Genomic DNA, 14,682 nt, shown 5'->3' with positions numbered 1-14,682 from the left:
GAAAACAGAGGGGCTTTTGGCGAAAAAACCCCTCTGCTTATCATTTTAGAAATTCAGCCTGCTCTTTCCACTCATCTTTTACTTTAATATTCATTTCTTTCGCTGCTTTTTCATTGATTAGCAGTTTTAAATTTTGCGGAGGCTGCACAGCCATATCAGCCGGTTTATCTCCATCTTTTAAAACTTTCGCTGCCATTTCCCCTGCTTCATAGCCGATGTCATAATATTCGAAGCCAAATGCGGCAAACCCGCCACGTTTAACAGAGTCCAGTTCACCGACAAATAAAGGAATGTCCTGCTCGTTAGCGACTTGAATGACCGACTCAAGAGCGGATACAACCGTGTTATCAGTAATGATATAAATCATGTCTGCCTTTCCGCCAAGCGACTCCGCGGCTTGCTTGACTTCCGAGGTAGCAGAAACCGTTACCGGCACTATTTTCAGCCCGTTTTTATCCATGACCTTTTTCACTTCTTCTACTTGGGCAACAGAATTTTGCTCGCCGGCATTATAAATGACTCCGACACGCTTTCCTTCAAATTCTTTTGCCATAAATTCAATCGTTTTTGGAATAGCTTCTGGATGCAAATCTGTTGTTCCTGTAATATTTCCGCCAGGCTTGGCCGGATCTTTTACTAAACCAGCTGCTTTTGCGTCTGTGACAGACGTAAAAATGATCGGTATTTCTTTTGTTGCGTTCAATGCGCTCGTAGCACTCGGTGTGGAATTAGCAAAGATTAAATCCACTTTGTCGCCGGCAAAGTTGTTGGCAATCGTTTGGTTGTTATTTTGGTCGCCTTGTGCAATTTGCACATCATATTCAGCTTCCACGCCAGCATCCTCCAATGCCTTTTTAAAGCCTTTATAAGCGTTATCAAGGGACGGATGCTCTACAAATTGCGTAACGCCAATTTGAACCTGTTCTTTTTTCTCATCAGATTCGGATGCTTTTTGCTCTTTTTCTCCGCCGCATCCCGCAAGCAAAACAGCGCTTGCGATTCCTGCGGTTGCCATGCCCTTCATCCACTTTTTCATCTTGTTTCCCCCTCAAATCCCGTTGTTTTCTGACAACTTTTAGACACATTTATAAGCTAAATTCATTATGCTTCAAAAGTAACAGAAAATCAAGTATTTTCAGAATAGTAATAACACGAAATTTCACCGTTATATTTATTAATGTTATAGAGTGAAAGCCGCAGTATACATATTAAATCAATAGCTTTAATAAAAAATAAAATCTATTTATTACGTGTATTTATAAAGCGTATAAATACTTTTGTTTAATAACTTTTTTGAGATTTAATCAAAAAAAAACAGCAGAGGATATCTGCTATTTTTTCTCGTAAATACGAAAGTAATATTCATAAGGGTTTTTATCATTTGTTTCCCCTTGCTTCTCAGAAACAAGGTTCCAGTTTTCCCACTGAATCATGTCCGGAAAAAATGTGTCTCCCTCAAATGAATGATGAATATTTGTGACATATAATTTATCCACATACGGCATCATTTGCTTGAACACTTCCGCTCCTCCGGTAATAAACAATTCTTCTTCGTTTTTAGCTTTTTCCAGCAGTTCCTCATATGAATGAACGATCGTACAGCCGGCTGCTTTATAGTTTTCATCTCGTGTAATGACGATGTTTTCACGTCCGGGGAGCGGTTTTCCGATGGATTCGTACGTTTTTCTGCCCATCACGATCGGGTGGCCCATCGTTGTTTCTTTAAAAAATTTCAGATCTTCCGGAAGTCTCCACGGAAGTGAATTATTTTTGCCGATGACGCCATTTTCATCCATTGCCCAAATAAAAGAAATCATGCCATCCCTACTTTCTTTCAATAATCAAACAGCTACAGGTGCTTTAATAGTGGGGTGCGGGTCATAGCCTGTAAGCGAAATATCTTCCATATCAAAATCAAACACCGACTGCTTTTCTTCGTTCAATTTTAATGATGGCAGCTCTTTCGGCTCACGGCCCAATTGAGCTTTCACCTGCTCAAAATGATTCACATAAATGTGGGCATCGCCCAATGTATGAATGAATTCCCCCACTTCCAAACCGCATTCATGCGCCACTAGGTGGGTTAATAGTGCATAGCTCGCAATGTTAAAAGGAATTCCTAAAAAGATATCTCCGGAACGCTGGTAAAGCTGGCAGGACAATCTGCCTTCTGACACGTAAAATTGAAACATCGTATGACACGGCGGCAGCGCCATCGATGGGATGTCTTCCGGGTTCCAGGCAGAAACAATCAACCGGCGCGAATCCGGATTCTTTTTAATCGTTTGAATCACTTCTTTTAATTGGTCAATCGTTTCGCCGGCAGATGTTTTCCACGCCCGCCACTGGCGGCCGTATACATCGCCCAGTTCGCCGTAGGCAGCGGCAAACTTATCATCTTCTAATACCCGCTGTTTGAATAGATCCATTTGCTCCTGGTATAAAGCATTAAACTCTTCGTCTTGCTGGGAACGCAAGCCGAAGTTCGACATGTCCGGCCCGTTATAATCTTTGCTTTCCACCCAGTTTTTAAACGCCCATTCGTTCCAGATGTTGTTATTATGCTGAAGCAAATAACGAATATTCGTATCGCCTTTAATAAACCATAATAGTTCGCTGGCGATCAAGCGGAAAGGGATGCGTTTAGTCGTTAAAAGCGGAAAACCTTCTTGCAAATTAAAGCGCATTTGCGCACCAAACAAGGAAACAGTCCCTGTTCCAGTTCGGTCTTCCTTTTTCGTTCCTTCTTTTAAGACATGACGGCATAAATCCAAATACTGTTGTTCACTCTTACTCATCGTGTTGTATTCACTCCTCGTTAGTCACATGGCTTACTTTGCAGACACAGCCGATGTCCCGTCCACTTCAATCGTTCCATAATGAAAAAGTGACGTCGGACGGATATGCTGCTTGAAGCCTAGCTCAGAAAATCGTCTAGATTGATAATGATCTTTTAAAACAATCCGCTGTTTTGCCACACGGAGAGCTTCTTGTACCGTTTCCTTTGTTAGTTCATCATGTACAGCAAGTTTTCTCAAACCGGCAATCCCTTCTGAAGATAAAATGGGCTTTGTAAACATCGGATCGAAGTAGACCACATCGAAAGATTTGTCAGGCAGTCCAGTCAAAAGCTCTTGGTAATGCCCTTGTTTAACTGAAATCCTCTCCATCGCTTCATTCAGTTCAGGAAGCGGCGACTTCCACTCTTTCAATCCATGCTTGACGATATAAGCAAGTACAGGGTTTCCTTCAATCCCAACCACCGTACCTTCCTTTCCTGCTATCAAACTTGCGGCGATACTATCGGATGCCAGCCCAAGCGTACAATCCAGCAGCGACATGCCAGGCTGAAGTCCAGCAGCTTCAATAAAAGGATCTTCTTCTCCTCTTATCAGCCGCTTAATCCGGAAGGAAGCAGAGTTTGGATGAAAGAAAAAAGGTTCTGTCGATCCGAATGAATAATACTCGAGCCGCGTTTTTGCGACAATTAAACAATCTGTTCCATACATATCGTGGAGTGAAGCAATCGACCGTTTCCTTCTTTTAACGAATGGATGCTGTAACTCTTCTGCTGCACGTTTCGCTCTATTGTCGAGTACGTCATTTGTTCTTGCTGCTGTAGATATGATCATTATTTCTCCCATAAAAAAGGATGCCTAGTGACATCCTTATCATTATTTGCAATATTGGTCAAACGCTTTCGTTAAATCTTGGATAATCGAGCCGATATCATTTCCTTCAATTTGCTCCCGCGGAACAAAGTGAACGACTTCCTGGCCTTTGAGCAATGCCATCGACGGAGATGACGGCTCATATCCGTCAAAAAACTCGCGCATTTGTGCCGTTGCTTCCCGATCCTGGCCGGCAAATACAGTCACTAAATGATCAGGAGAAGCCTCATGCATAGCGGCTTGCGTTGCAGCAGGACGGGCAAGTCCAGCGGCACAACCGCAAACAGAGTTCACTACAACAAGAGTCGTTCCTTCCACGTTGGAAATAAATTCATTTACCTCCTCGGCCGTAGTCAGTTCTTTAAAGCCAGCACTTGTTAACTCGGCACGCATCGGCACAACCATTTGTTTCATATACTCTTCATAAGCGTTTGTCATCTTTTCTTCCTCCAATCATTACTTTTCTCTTGCTTCAGTCATTTGTTTCCAGACAGAGCCTTTTGCTTCTTCTCCGCCTTCAATTCGTTCAATCGCCATCTTAATTTGCATTTGCACTTCAAATTCCGGATCATTTTCTGCTTGCTTTAAAGCAGGAAGAGCCGTTTCGTCTCCGACTTCATATAAAAACATGGCGGCCCTCCAGCGAACAATCTTACTTTTATCCTGCAAAGAGTCACACATAGCAGGGATCGCTTCTTTAAAGCCAAGATCAGAGAGGCAGTCTCCTGCCGTCCGGCGAACAGTCACGGTTTTGTCCGTCAATCCTTGATAAAGCAGCGGCAGCACTTTTTTATCTTCAATCATGCCAATATAAACAACTGCCAGGCGGCGAATCGCCGGTTTACTGTCTGCCAGCGCCAATTTTAATATCGGCAAGTCGTCCTCTGCCGGGTCTTCCATTTGCTCAAGCCACTGGTAGCGGCGGCGCCAGTCTTCCTCTTCCTGCCACATGGACACAGTCAGCTTTAGGCCACGCCGTTTCGTTTCCGGAACTGGCTTTCCTTCTGCTCCGGCCGACGCCAAAGAGTCAAGCCGCTCTTGCGGATAAGCAGCAACGATTTCTTCTAGTGTTTCTTTTCCGATTTCTTCTAAATCTCCATAGCGGATCCCGAAATCTTCCCATTTTCTTTGAAGTACATAGTTATCGTCTGCCAGCTGCGCTTTTTTGAACGCTTCCATGAAATAATCAGGAAGAGGAAAACGTTTTTCTTCAGCAGGGGATGTTAATTTCAGCTGGATCGGAATGCCTTTAAATACTTGAATAGACGCCTGCACTTCGCCGTATGCTTCTTCAGCGGCAACGGCTGAATTCTCTGCGGATGCCTCTTCCCCAAATATTCCCCTTACTTGTGGCAGCAAACTTTGCCAATCATACTTCCCGTTTCGCTCAATAGCTAGAAAATCAGCCACGTGATAAACACCTTTTACTCCTTCTATCGTTAAAATAGCTTGTATTTTTTCAGGTGCACCTTCTGTCTCACCGGCTTTATAATTGTTGCTTTTACCGGCAGGCAGTTCCTCGTTCAATATGATTTTCATCGTATTTGGACTTGGTGTAGGTTCAATTTTTAAAATCCGCAAAATGAACGGCTCCTTTCACAGTGCTTTCTTTACCGCCATTTTATCATATATAAATCGGCGGCGGTTTCACTTTGCTCATTGAACGAATTCTGACAAGTAACTCCAGCGTTCAATGAAGTGCTCCAACTTTTCGTTTAACCCATCCAGTTCTTCGCTTAACTGCTGGGCTTTTTCAAAATCGCTTCCCACTTCTTCCAGCTCTTTTTCCGCTTCGGCTATGCGGGTTTCCACTTTGGCCATCTCTTCTTCAATCGCATCCCATTCCCGCTGTTCATGGTAGCTTAACTTTTTCTTTTTCGTTTTTTCCCGTTGTTCTTCCGGCTTGCTCTCTTTAACAGGTGAAACGACCAGTTTTTCCGCAGCCGCCTGTTCTTCTAAATAATCACTGTACAAACCGTAATAGGAACCGATGTCACCATCCCCTTGAAAAATGAGCAATTGATTCGCCGTTTTGTCCAGAAAGTAGCGGTCATGCGAAACCGTAATGACTACACCGGCGAAATCCTCTAAATAATCTTCCAAAACAGTCAACGTTTCTGTATCCAGATCATTCGTCGGTTCATCCAATAAAAGAACGTTTGGCTGTGTCATTAACAGCTTCAGCAAATAAAGCCGGCGTTTTTCTCCACCTGACAACTTCGAAATAGGCGTGCCATGCGAATGCATCGGAAAAAGAAAGCGCTCAAGCATTTGGGCAGCAGAAATGGTCTCGCCTGTCTTCGTTGTCACAACTTCTGCCGACTCACGTATATAAGCAATCATGCGCATATTTTCATCCATATCGGTGCGTTCCTGCGTATAATAAGCGGTCTTCACCGTTTGGCCAGTCACTATGTCTCCGCTGTCAAATGGAATTTTGCCGGCAAGCAAGTTCATAAAAGTGGATTTACCGCTGCCGTTTTTACCGACAATGCCGAGACGGTCGCCGGGCTTGACGAGCAAGTGAAAGTTTTTCAAGATCGCTTTGCCGCCGAATGATTTAGAGACATCTTTAAGTTCAAACACTTGCTTACCGAGCCGGCTGCCTTGCACAGATAAATCGACCTGCTCTTTTTTCGGTCCTTGGCCAAGAGTTCCTTCTAACTGGCCGAATCGGTCAATCCGGGCTTTTTGTTTTGTCGTTCTTGCTTTAGCGCCTCTGCGCATCCAAGCAAGCTCCCGCTGGTATAAATTTCGCCTTTTATCTTCGGCAGCCGCCTGTTGTTCTTCCCGCTCCGCTTTGGCAGAAATGTAATCTTGGTAATTGCCTTTATATGTATAAAGGAGGCCATTGTCAAGTTCAAACATCCGGTTCGTTATCCGATCAAGAAAATAGCGGTCATGAGTAACGAGAAGCACGGCTCCTGCATATTTACTCAAATAATCTTCGAGCCAGCGGATCGTTTCATAATCAAGATGGTTCGTCGGCTCATCTAAAATTAATAAATCAGGTGTTTCAATAAGTACTTGAGCGAGCGCCACCCGCTTTTTTTGGCCGCCGGAGAGTTCCCCGATTTTCCGGCTGAAATCATCAATACCAAGCCTCGTCAAGATCGCTTCCGCGTTTGTATTCGCTTCCCATGCACCGAGCGCATCCATCTGCTTTTGCAGCTCGAACAACTTCTCAGCCACTGCTTGATTTTCCGGTTCTAATTCAAGTTTCTTCAGCGTGCTTTCATATTCTTTCAACAGCTGGATGACCGGCGCTTCACTTAAAAACAGCTGATCCATCACGGTCAGTTCAAGATTCATTTCCGGTTCCTGTGCCAAATACGCGATCGTAAAGTCATTTGGGGCTTTGATCTCCCCGGCATCAGGAACATCTTTTCCAGCTACTATTTTCAGCAAGCTTGATTTACCTGTTCCGTTAACACCAATTAACCCGGCGCGTTCTTTTTCGGCAATGGAAAAAGTCAAGTGGTCGAACAATACCTTTTCCCCATATGATTTTGTCATGTCTTGCACAGTTAGTGCTCTCATTTCAGTTCTCTCCCCACCTTGCTTATCATTCGTTCTTATTTGCCGCTTTCAGTGTGTCAGTGATAAAACCGACGAGACTGCCAAATTCTTCAATCATGTCTTCAGTAATCGTGCGGTTAAAATGAATGCACCATTCATAAACGGTTTCACTTCTATTTGATTCGACTTTGCGTCGTTCATACTGCCTTTCTTCTCCCCACATCTTTTCAAGCTCGTCCATCCGTTCAGCAGTAAGGACTTTTTCTGCCCCTGTATATGTAATTTGCAGCATCACACCCGGCTCTGCTCCCGGCAGCTGCTTCAATTCACCGGCGAGCTTATCGAGATCTGCCTGAACAAAAAGAGTCACGCGGAGCTGCGGACTTTCTTTAAGCGAAAAACTAATGGAGGCTTCCCGGCTGAGGCTGGCGAGATCGACTTTATCCGTCCGACTGTGAATGTGAATAAGGCCGTCAAGATCCCGATCGTATACTTCAGCTTGCATTATAAATTTGATATTATCAAAAGCTGATGGGTCAAACAAATGAACACCTTCTTTATTTTCTATTGTTTCTCCAGCATAAATAATGTAAAAAACGTAAGTGCCTGCTTTAATTCCGTTGGGAAAGGTTGAATGTCGGATTCGGTGATGCCGTTCTTATAGACGTGCTGCTCACCAATTAACGCAAAGCCGTGTTCGGACGCAAGTTTCGTAAATTCCCACGGCATCATCGTATTCATGATAACCGGCTTCCCATTTAAGCGGGCATAACTGTTTTCCCGCGGCCCCGCTGTCGGTCCTAAAATAGCTGCGCAAAATTTCCCGGCAGGTTTCAATACTCTTTTAATTTCATCCAGCACCAGTGCCGGATGCTCTGTCCATTCGAGTGAATTAATGGCCATGACCGCATCGAGCTGTTCATCTTCGAATGGAAGACTCGACAAATCTCCCTGCTTGAATGTTAAATGTTCTTTTTCGAACCTTTTGGCAAGCTCCACCATCTTATTAGACAAGTCGATCCCGATCACTTTGTATCCTTCACCGTGCAGTTTTTGGCTGCCATAACCGTCTCCGCAGCCCAGGTCGGCTGCAAAGCTGCCTTTTTGTACATGACTGGCAAAAAAAGGACAAATACCTTTACGGCTGCCTTTTTCCCACATATCGGCACTTTTCGCCCGCCAGCCGTCCGCTCTTCTATTCCACTTGTCTTTCGCTTCAAATTCCCACGACATTTTTTCCATTTCTATCCCCCCTGTATGAGTTCATTGTAAGGGAATGATCACATGTTCGGCAATATAAATGAAACCGCTCTGTCATCAGAGCGGTTTCATTTAAGAAGCTTAAAAACGTCAAGCCATCCAATCAACTGAGTAACGGACTTTTGGAGAAATAACGTAAAGACTCTTCTTTCACATGATTAAATAAATTCCGGTCAATAAAAGGAATCAGTTCTTCAGCGTTATTCCAGGCGTTCAGCTCGATGTGAGCAAGAACCTCGACGCTCTTTGTCTCTGCCAGACGGTCACTTAACCGCGGCAGCTCAGAGTCCAGCGCATGGCCAAGCTCATGAGCTAAAATAATCCATTCATATTCCTTCAGTCGTTCGAGTGAACCGAGCAGTCTTTCGCATTGGATCGCGATATCTCTTTTATAGAGTGTGATGGAGTGGGAATCCGGAGAATACTTCCCTCCTACACAACGGACACCGGGAAATTCTTTTTCTATGTGAAATGTTAACGTATGATCAATTTTTTCTATAAAAGAGTGATAACTCACATTCATTTACTCCTTCTTATTTTTCTGTCTGCGCCTCTTACATTCTGGGCTTTTATATTAGAAGAAGATGAGTCATTTGTATATAGTTACTTTTCCCTGTTTTTTACACAAATCAAGCAGCCGCTCGTTAAAACGGCTGTTTACTCCGATGCTTTTTTCTGGACAGACTGCAATGTTTTGATCCGTGCTGGCTCCTCATTAAAATAATCGACGAGATCAGCAATCCGATCAATAGAATCCCAGCTTAGGTGATGTTCGATTCCTTCTACGTCTTCATAAATATGTTCTTCTTTGACCCCGATAATCCGCAGGAAATCTTCTAATAAGTCATGTCTTTCCACAAGCCGTTTGCCAATCTTCTTTCCTTTGGCTGTCAGGACCAACCCGCGGTATCTTTCATATATTAAGTATTCATCTCTGTCCAGCTTCTGTACCATTTTCGTCACAGAGGAAGGATGGACGGATAGCGCCTCGGCAATATCAGACACACGGGCATACCCTTTTTTATCTATAAGTATAAAAATTTGTTCTATGTAATCTTCCATGCTTGGTGTCGGCATCGGAACCCTCCTGAATGTACTCATCAACTCAAGTTTACTATAAGAGCCAATTTAGCACAAGATAGCGGTCCGTGCCTCTCTATTTACCAATCGACTGAATTGTTCTCTATTTTAATAGATCAAATGAATTTATTTGACTTTTCTCTCTTCTTTCCCCTTGACTATTTCAGGAATTTACTGTATATTATAAGTATTATGAGCAACCTTTTATGTTCATAATGAATATTTTGATTTGGGCACATATAGACAAAATGTGTTTCGAAGATTTAGGAGGATTCATTAACATGCAAAACGGTAAAGTAAAATGGTTTAACAACGAAAAAGGTTTTGGATTCATCGAAGTAGAAGGCGGAGACGATGTATTCGTACACTTCACTGCAATTGAAGGCGACGGATATAAATCTTTGGAAGAAGGTCAAGAAGTTTCTTTTGAAATCGTAGAAGGAAACCGTGGACCTCAAGCTGCTAACGTTACAAAACTTTAATTTCAAATGAAAAGCGATAAAGCCGGCAGACTCTTGCCGGCTTTTTAACATGCTTCTATTTATTTCAACAGCTGTTCCCCGCGCTTTCTCAGCTGTTCTCCTACGGTGCATGTTGTGATACAAAATTTATGAGCAAACGACTTGCCTTTTTCTTTTCGAAACGCTGCTTTCAACAGGCAGTCCTCGCAATATGTGTGAAGCAGTTCTTCCACTTCTGCCATCAGCTGTTTTCTCTCCAAACGTGTCACACCTTTCTATTCTTGCTTCTTACTAAGAAATGACGGAATGGCTATGAACGAAAATTTCCTGCAACGCCTGGTTGGCTAATTTGTCCGCTTCTTTATTTTGCCTTCTGTCTACCGGTTTGTAAAGCGGGGTAATGCCAAGCTTTTCGACTTTGTTTTCTATCCGGTCGAGCCACTTATTTAACCCTTCATCAAAACAAGGCCACTCACCGGACAGCTGTTTCAGCACGACTTGAGAATCTCCTGTAAACGTGACCGGCACTTGTTTGACCCCGATTGTTTCAAGAAGTTCGACAGCTTTATACAGAGCTGCATATTCCGCTTCATTGTTTGACTCAAGCTGTACGAGCCGCTCGTTGACCCGGTAGCGCCAATTGTCACCGTTTTGTTTATAAAAAACGACAACCCCGATACCTGCTGTTTGTGTCTGGCGGTCAAACCCGCCATCAAAATACACCTCTACTTCTCCCGGCTCATCGTCCAGCTTCTTATTCAATTTGATAAATTCTTTGACTGTCCATTCATTTAAAAGTTCATCCGTAATAGTCGTTGATTTCATTCGGCCTGTTTTTGTTAAATCTTCAATAATAGGCAGTACATGTTCTTTGTTCAGCCAGTCTGATTCAAATGCTGTTTTTCTCCCTTTAAACTCATATTGCCAGCTAATTTTCATTTTCATTCAAATCCCTGCTTTCTTCTTGAGCCATTTTCATGATTTTGTATAATGTACGTTATGCTTAAATACTCTACTTAATTAACCAGTTTGTTGATGTTTATATCTTTTCCTTCTTACAGAAAAAGTTTCTGAAATCGATGACTTAATACAGCAATCTTAAAGTCGTCCATTTTTTATTGCAAATTTTTTGTTTTTTTCGTAAAATTTACTGTTAGTACGTGTTCAAAAAGGAGGACAAAGGGGGAATTGAATTGTTCGAAGTATACACAGATGGAGCCAGCACGGGATCTCCAGGATTGGCAGGAGCCGGCATTTTCATTAAAGACGGCAGTCACGTCGACCGATATTCTTTTCCTCTCGGTGTAAGAGATACACATGAAGCCGAATTTATCGCAGTCATTAAAGCGCTGGAACTGTTAAAAGAAAAACAGGCGGCCACTGTTTCCTTGCGCAGCGATTCACAAACCGTTGTTCAGGCGATTGAAAAAGAATATATACATAAAGATCTTTATAAACCGCTGTTAACTGAAATTTTAACTTTATCGAAAGTGTTTCCCCTTTTTTTCGTGAAGTGGATTCCAAGTAAAGAAAACCGCGCCGATGGCCTTGCCCGCGAAGCGATCAGACAAAACAAAGGACATTCGAAATGATGAAATGGGCAGCCGAGCTTTCTTTATTGTTTGTTGCCCTCATTTGGGGAGTAACGTTTGTCGTTGTTCAGCAAGCCATTGAGTTTTTGCCGCCGCTTTTATTTAATGGCATTCGTTTCTCTTTCGCTGCTTTCCTTCTATTTGGCCTTATTCTTTTTCGAAAAGAAGCCGTTAAATTAACAGCAAAAACTTGGAAACACGGAATGATATTAGGGGTTTGCCTCGCTATTGGCTATGCCTTTCAAACGATCGGCTTATTATACACGACCGTTTCCAAAACAGGATTTATTACCGGCTTAAGTGTGGTGCTTGTTCCGCTTCTGTCTCTGATTCTTTTGAAAAAGAGACCAGCGCCTAATGCAGCGATCGGTTCGGTGACAGCTGCTGCCGGCTTATATTTGCTGACAGCCGGCGGCGCAGGCGGATGGAATATCGGGGATTTTTTTGTGTTGATTTGCGCATTTGGGTTTGCTTTTCATATTATATTCACTGATGCCTATACTCAGTATTCGTCCGCATTAGCATTAACCGCTGTTCAAATCACAACGGTGGCTGTTCTTTGTTTTATCGGCGGGTTCTTATTGGAAGACTGGCAAACTTCTTTAACCGCAGCTAATTTACTGAACCCTGCTGTCTGGAGTGGGCTGCTCATCACTGCCTTCCTGGCGACGGCACTCGCTTTCTTTATACAGACAGCCGCTCAAAAACATACCTCGCCGACGCGCGTTGTACTAATTTTAGCGATGGAACCGGTGTTTGGCGCCTTAACCGCCTTTTTCTGGATTAACGAACGGCTCGCAGCAGCCGGATTAACCGGCTGCATCCTCATTTTCTTCGGCATGCTGCTGGCAGAAATCCCCGTCCACAAATGGCTGCATACGAAGTCTATTACAAATAAACCATAAGAAAAACGCCCGGCGCAGCGGGCGTTTTTTTATTACAGTAAACCGTGAGAGCGGGAAAACTCGATAGCCATTTCTCTGTCTGTGACCTTTTGTTCAGTCAGCCGCTCCAGCAGCGATAAAAAAAAGCTGCTGTCAAACCCTTTTTGAGCTTTTAGTGTAATTTCCACGGCTGCGGTTATTAAAGGGTCCGGCGCATTCGTCGATCTTTTTCCAAAATAAATAAATGCGATCATGTCATCTGAAAACTTAAAGCCCCGCCCTTCCAGCTTGAGCAAATAATCAGCTAGAGTCTGTTCTTTCTCCACTATTGTCCCCACCTTGAAAGTTATGAAAATGGATCTAATAAATCCCCACTAGGAACCGCTGTTTTCATTTGCATAAGGTGGCGGCGCAGCACCTTCAGTTCCAGTTCTTCCACCGTTTGTTCCGCCTGACTGCCGATTCCCTCCCAGCTCGCTTCATCAATGTGCCAAATAAGCGGCACACCGCAATCAATTTCTGCCAGTTGCTGCGATAAACGCAGCATATCCATTCCTTCGTTCATCTTCTTTTGCTGGGATGGGCTGAGCTTTTCAATATTGGAAATAATGTCTTCAATTGCCCCGTACTCCTGTACGAGCTTGAATGCCGTTTTTTCACCAATGCCCTTCACACCTGGGTACCCGTCACTCGGATCGCCCATTAATGCTTTGACGTCAATGAACTGCCTTGGTGAAATTCCGAATTGGTCAGAAAAGCTTTCTTTCGTATAAGTTGTATAATTGCCATATCCTTTTTGGAGCAGCATCACATCAATTTGGTCATCGAGCAGCTGCAAAAGGTCTTTGTCACCGCTTAAAATCGTCACTTGTCTTTCTTTATGTTCATTTTTAGCGATCGTGCCGATACAGTCGTCTGCCTCATAGCCTGCCACACCGATATTCGGCAATAAAAAAGAGCCGGCTACTTCTTTAGCCAAGTCAAATTGCGGCAAAAGCTCAACGGGAGGCGCCTGCCGGTTTGATTTATAATCAGCAAACAGTTCGTTTCTAAATGTCTGGCTTCCCATATCCCAGCAGACCGCTGCATGAGTAGGACTTATATGTTCCACCGCCATTAGTAAATGCTTCATAAATCCCTGGACGCCGTTTGTCGGCATACCTTTTGAATTAATCATAAACTGGCCGCTTACTGCTGTAGCGAAAAAAGCCCGAAAAAGCAAAGCCATGCCGTCCACAAGCAGCAAATGTTCTTGTTTCTTCATTTTGTCACCTCATTGCTATTTTACCATATCAAGAGGCTTGAATGAGAAACAACCGCAAAACAAAAGCCGCCCGATAAAATAAACGGAGCGGCTTATTTTTATTTATTTTTTCTTTTCCACTGGCAGCTCCTCATAAGAGGACCAGTCACTGTAACTTCCTGCATAAAGCCGGACATTGTGAAAACCTGCCTGCTTTAACGCAATAATGTTAGGGGTGGCAGATACGCCAGAGCCACAATAAACAATAACGGGCTGAGTGGGATCCAATTCTTGAAATCTTTCTTTTTGCGCTTCTTCACTTTTCCAAAAGGAACCTTCCAGGCCGGCTTTAAAAAAGTGATTAACAGCGGTTGGAATATGGCCGGGCACTCTGTCAAGCGGCTCGACTTTCCCCTCGTAACGTTCAGGTGCGCGGGAGTCGATGAGTGTCGTGCCATCTTTTTCTAGCGCAGCTTGTTTTACGTCCTCAACCGAAGCCGTCCAACCTTCTTGCACTTGAAGAGAAAGACGGCCCGGCTGGGAATCAGGAGCGGCATTTGAAACGGGCAAGCCTTTCTTTTTCCATTCGGCAAACCCGCCATCAAGAATATACACATGTTGATGACCCACGTAGGACAAGAGCCACCAAAACCGGCCGGCAAACATAGCGTCCCCGTTATCATAGACAATCACTGTTGTATCGTCATTTATACCAAAAGATTGTGCAGTTTTTTGGAATTCTTTCAGATCGGGAAGCGGATGCCTGCCTCCATGTGTTCTTTTTTCACCCGACAAATGCCGGTCCAAGTGAGCATAATGAGCACCCGGAATATGGGCTTCTTTATATTCCCGCTCACCGGAATCAGCGTCTGCCAGATTAAAGCGGCAGTCCACAATGCAAACATTAGGGTCATTTAAATGATTTGACAGCCATTCAATCGATCGAATATATTCCACACTTTTCTCCCCTTT

The 14,682-nt window shown here is 43.6% G+C and carries 19 protein-coding genes; 3 read left to right on the top strand and 16 right to left on the bottom strand.

Features of this window, described 5'->3' with window-relative positions:
• Window positions 1-40: 40 nt before the first annotated feature.
• The 11 genes from F9802_RS02285 to mntR all read right to left on the bottom strand — a co-directional run bounded on the left by F9802_RS02285 (window position 41) and on the right by mntR (window position 9,527).
• Window positions 41-1,036, bottom strand: a complete 996-nt coding sequence (locus F9802_RS02285) for an ABC transporter substrate-binding protein (RefSeq protein WP_152149513.1) — start codon at window positions 1,034-1,036, stop codon at window positions 41-43.
• A 295-nt stretch (window positions 1,037-1,331) separates the two neighbouring features.
• Window positions 1,332-1,817 carry a dihydrofolate reductase gene (locus tag F9802_RS02280; RefSeq protein WP_152149512.1) on the bottom strand — a complete coding sequence of 162 codons (486 nt, stop codon included), beginning with the start codon at window positions 1,815-1,817 and terminating at the stop codon, window positions 1,332-1,334.
• A gap of 24 nt (window positions 1,818-1,841) precedes the next feature.
• Window positions 1,842-2,798 carry a thymidylate synthase gene (locus F9802_RS02275; protein ID WP_152149511.1) on the bottom strand — a complete coding sequence of 319 codons (957 nt, stop codon included), beginning with the start codon at window positions 2,796-2,798 and terminating at the stop codon, window positions 1,842-1,844.
• Window positions 2,799-2,831: 33 nt separating this feature from the next.
• A complete protein-coding gene (locus F9802_RS02270) occupies window positions 2,832-3,632 on the bottom strand; it encodes a class I SAM-dependent methyltransferase (RefSeq protein WP_152149510.1) in 801 nt (266 codons plus the stop codon).
• Window positions 3,633-3,674: 42 nt separating this feature from the next.
• Window positions 3,675-4,109 carry a BrxA/BrxB family bacilliredoxin gene (locus tag F9802_RS02265; RefSeq protein ID WP_152149509.1) on the bottom strand — a complete coding sequence of 145 codons (435 nt, stop codon included), beginning with the start codon at window positions 4,107-4,109 and terminating at the stop codon, window positions 3,675-3,677.
• Window positions 4,110-4,127: 18 nt separating this feature from the next.
• Window positions 4,128-5,252, bottom strand: a complete 1,125-nt coding sequence (locus F9802_RS02260) for a conserved virulence factor C family protein (protein ID WP_152149508.1) — start codon at window positions 5,250-5,252, stop codon at window positions 4,128-4,130.
• A 75-nt stretch (window positions 5,253-5,327) separates the two neighbouring features.
• Complete coding sequence (locus F9802_RS02255; RefSeq protein ID WP_152149507.1) at window positions 5,328-7,211, bottom strand: ABC-F family ATP-binding cassette domain-containing protein; 1,884 nt, start codon at window positions 7,209-7,211, stop codon at window positions 5,328-5,330.
• A 25-nt stretch (window positions 7,212-7,236) separates the two neighbouring features.
• On the bottom strand, window positions 7,237-7,734 hold the full coding sequence (locus F9802_RS02250; RefSeq protein WP_152149506.1) for a hypothetical protein: 498 nt from the start codon (window positions 7,732-7,734) through the stop codon (window positions 7,237-7,239).
• 20 nt (window positions 7,735-7,754) lie between these two features.
• Window positions 7,755-8,432 carry a class I SAM-dependent methyltransferase gene (locus F9802_RS02245; RefSeq protein ID WP_152149505.1) on the bottom strand — a complete coding sequence of 226 codons (678 nt, stop codon included), beginning with the start codon at window positions 8,430-8,432 and terminating at the stop codon, window positions 7,755-7,757.
• A 121-nt stretch (window positions 8,433-8,553) separates the two neighbouring features.
• Window positions 8,554-8,973: a hypothetical protein gene (locus F9802_RS02240; RefSeq protein ID WP_225435124.1), complete on the bottom strand. Its 420-nt coding sequence runs from the start codon at window positions 8,971-8,973 to the stop codon at window positions 8,554-8,556.
• A 134-nt stretch (window positions 8,974-9,107) separates the two neighbouring features.
• Complete coding sequence (mntR, locus tag F9802_RS02235; protein WP_152149503.1) at window positions 9,108-9,527, bottom strand: transcriptional regulator MntR; 420 nt, start codon at window positions 9,525-9,527, stop codon at window positions 9,108-9,110.
• 284 nt (window positions 9,528-9,811) lie between these two features.
• Here mntR and cspD point away from each other — a divergent pair, with 284 nt between their 5' ends.
• Window positions 9,812-10,012 carry a cold-shock protein CspD gene (gene cspD / locus F9802_RS02230; RefSeq protein WP_024422747.1) on the top strand — a complete coding sequence of 67 codons (201 nt, stop codon included), beginning with the start codon at window positions 9,812-9,814 and terminating at the stop codon, window positions 10,010-10,012.
• Window positions 10,013-10,071: 59 nt separating this feature from the next.
• On the opposite strand, the gene F9802_RS02225 is transcribed toward cspD, so the two are convergent.
• Entirely contained in the window at window positions 10,072-10,260 is a 189-nt protein-coding gene (locus F9802_RS02225) for a zinc-finger domain-containing protein (RefSeq protein ID WP_404799131.1), read from the bottom strand.
• A gap of 22 nt (window positions 10,261-10,282) precedes the next feature.
• Window positions 10,283-10,936 (bottom strand): reverse transcriptase-like protein, encoded by a 654-nt coding sequence (locus tag F9802_RS02220; RefSeq protein ID WP_152149501.1) that lies wholly within the window; start codon window positions 10,934-10,936, stop codon window positions 10,283-10,285.
• Between the two features lie 248 nt (window positions 10,937-11,184).
• Here F9802_RS02220 and F9802_RS02215 point away from each other — a divergent pair, with 248 nt between their 5' ends.
• Together F9802_RS02215 and F9802_RS02210 are read left to right on the top strand one after the other, a co-directional pair.
• Complete coding sequence (locus F9802_RS02215) at window positions 11,185-11,583, top strand: RNase H family protein (protein WP_152149500.1); 399 nt, start codon at window positions 11,185-11,187, stop codon at window positions 11,581-11,583.
• Window positions 11,583-12,488 carry a DMT family transporter gene (locus tag F9802_RS02210; protein WP_191991750.1) on the top strand — a complete coding sequence of 302 codons (906 nt, stop codon included), beginning with the start codon at window positions 11,583-11,585 and terminating at the stop codon, window positions 12,486-12,488. Before F9802_RS02215 ends, F9802_RS02210 begins: the two co-directional genes overlap by 1 nt.
• Window positions 12,489-12,520: 32 nt before the next feature.
• Here the strand turns inward: F9802_RS02210 and F9802_RS02205 are convergent, their stop codons facing one another.
• From F9802_RS02205 to F9802_RS02195, 3 genes are all read right to left on the bottom strand, one after another.
• Complete coding sequence (locus tag F9802_RS02205) at window positions 12,521-12,793, bottom strand: DUF6123 family protein (protein ID WP_152149498.1); 273 nt, start codon at window positions 12,791-12,793, stop codon at window positions 12,521-12,523.
• Window positions 12,794-12,813: 20 nt separating this feature from the next.
• Window positions 12,814-13,731, bottom strand: a complete 918-nt coding sequence (locus tag F9802_RS02200; RefSeq protein ID WP_152149497.1) for a 5'-3' exonuclease — start codon at window positions 13,729-13,731, stop codon at window positions 12,814-12,816.
• A gap of 102 nt (window positions 13,732-13,833) precedes the next feature.
• Window positions 13,834-14,667 (bottom strand): sulfurtransferase, encoded by an 834-nt coding sequence (locus tag F9802_RS02195; protein WP_152149496.1) that lies wholly within the window; start codon window positions 14,665-14,667, stop codon window positions 13,834-13,836.
• Window positions 14,668-14,682 lie beyond the last annotated feature (15 nt).

The organism is Bacillus aerolatus (assembly GCF_009183655.1).
GTDB lineage: Bacteria > Bacillota > Bacilli > Bacillales > Domibacillaceae > Pseudobacillus > Pseudobacillus aerolatus.
Note: the sequence above shows the minus strand (reverse complement) of the source record. Positions and strands in the feature narration are given on the sequence as shown.

Excerpts from the sequence above, each read along its gene's own strand:
- F9802_RS02280 (WP_152149512.1), bottom strand. The coding sequence starts at position 1,817 with ATGATTTCTTTTATTTGGGCAATGGATGAAAATGGCGTCATCGGCAAA.
- F9802_RS02285 (WP_152149513.1), bottom strand. The coding sequence starts at position 1,036 with ATGAAAAAGTGGATGAAGGGCATGGCAACCGCAGGAATCGCAAGCGCT.
- F9802_RS02240 (WP_225435124.1), bottom strand. The coding sequence starts at position 8,973 with ATGAATGTGAGTTATCACTCTTTTATAGAAAAAATTGATCATACGTTA.
- cspD (WP_024422747.1), top strand. The coding sequence starts at position 9,812 with ATGCAAAACGGTAAAGTAAAATGGTTTAACAACGAAAAAGGTTTTGGA.
- F9802_RS02265 (WP_152149509.1), bottom strand. The coding sequence starts at position 4,109 with ATGACAAACGCTTATGAAGAGTATATGAAACAAATGGTTGTGCCGATG.
- F9802_RS02275 (WP_152149511.1), bottom strand. The coding sequence starts at position 2,798 with ATGAGTAAGAGTGAACAACAGTATTTGGATTTATGCCGTCATGTCTTA.
- F9802_RS02255 (WP_152149507.1), bottom strand. The coding sequence starts at position 7,211 with ATGAGAGCACTAACTGTGCAAGACATGACAAAATCATATGGGGAAAAG.
- F9802_RS02210 (WP_191991750.1), top strand. The coding sequence starts at position 11,583 with ATGAAATGGGCAGCCGAGCTTTCTTTATTGTTTGTTGCCCTCATTTGG.
- F9802_RS02200 (WP_152149497.1), bottom strand. The coding sequence starts at position 13,731 with ATGAAGAAACAAGAACATTTGCTGCTTGTGGACGGCATGGCTTTGCTT.
- mntR (WP_152149503.1), bottom strand. The coding sequence starts at position 9,527 with ATGCCGACACCAAGCATGGAAGATTACATAGAACAAATTTTTATACTT.
- F9802_RS02220 (WP_152149501.1), bottom strand. The coding sequence starts at position 10,936 with ATGAAAATGAAAATTAGCTGGCAATATGAGTTTAAAGGGAGAAAAACA.
- F9802_RS02270 (WP_152149510.1), bottom strand. The coding sequence starts at position 3,632 with ATGATCATATCTACAGCAGCAAGAACAAATGACGTACTCGACAATAGA.
- F9802_RS02245 (WP_152149505.1), bottom strand. The coding sequence starts at position 8,432 with ATGGAAAAAATGTCGTGGGAATTTGAAGCGAAAGACAAGTGGAATAGA.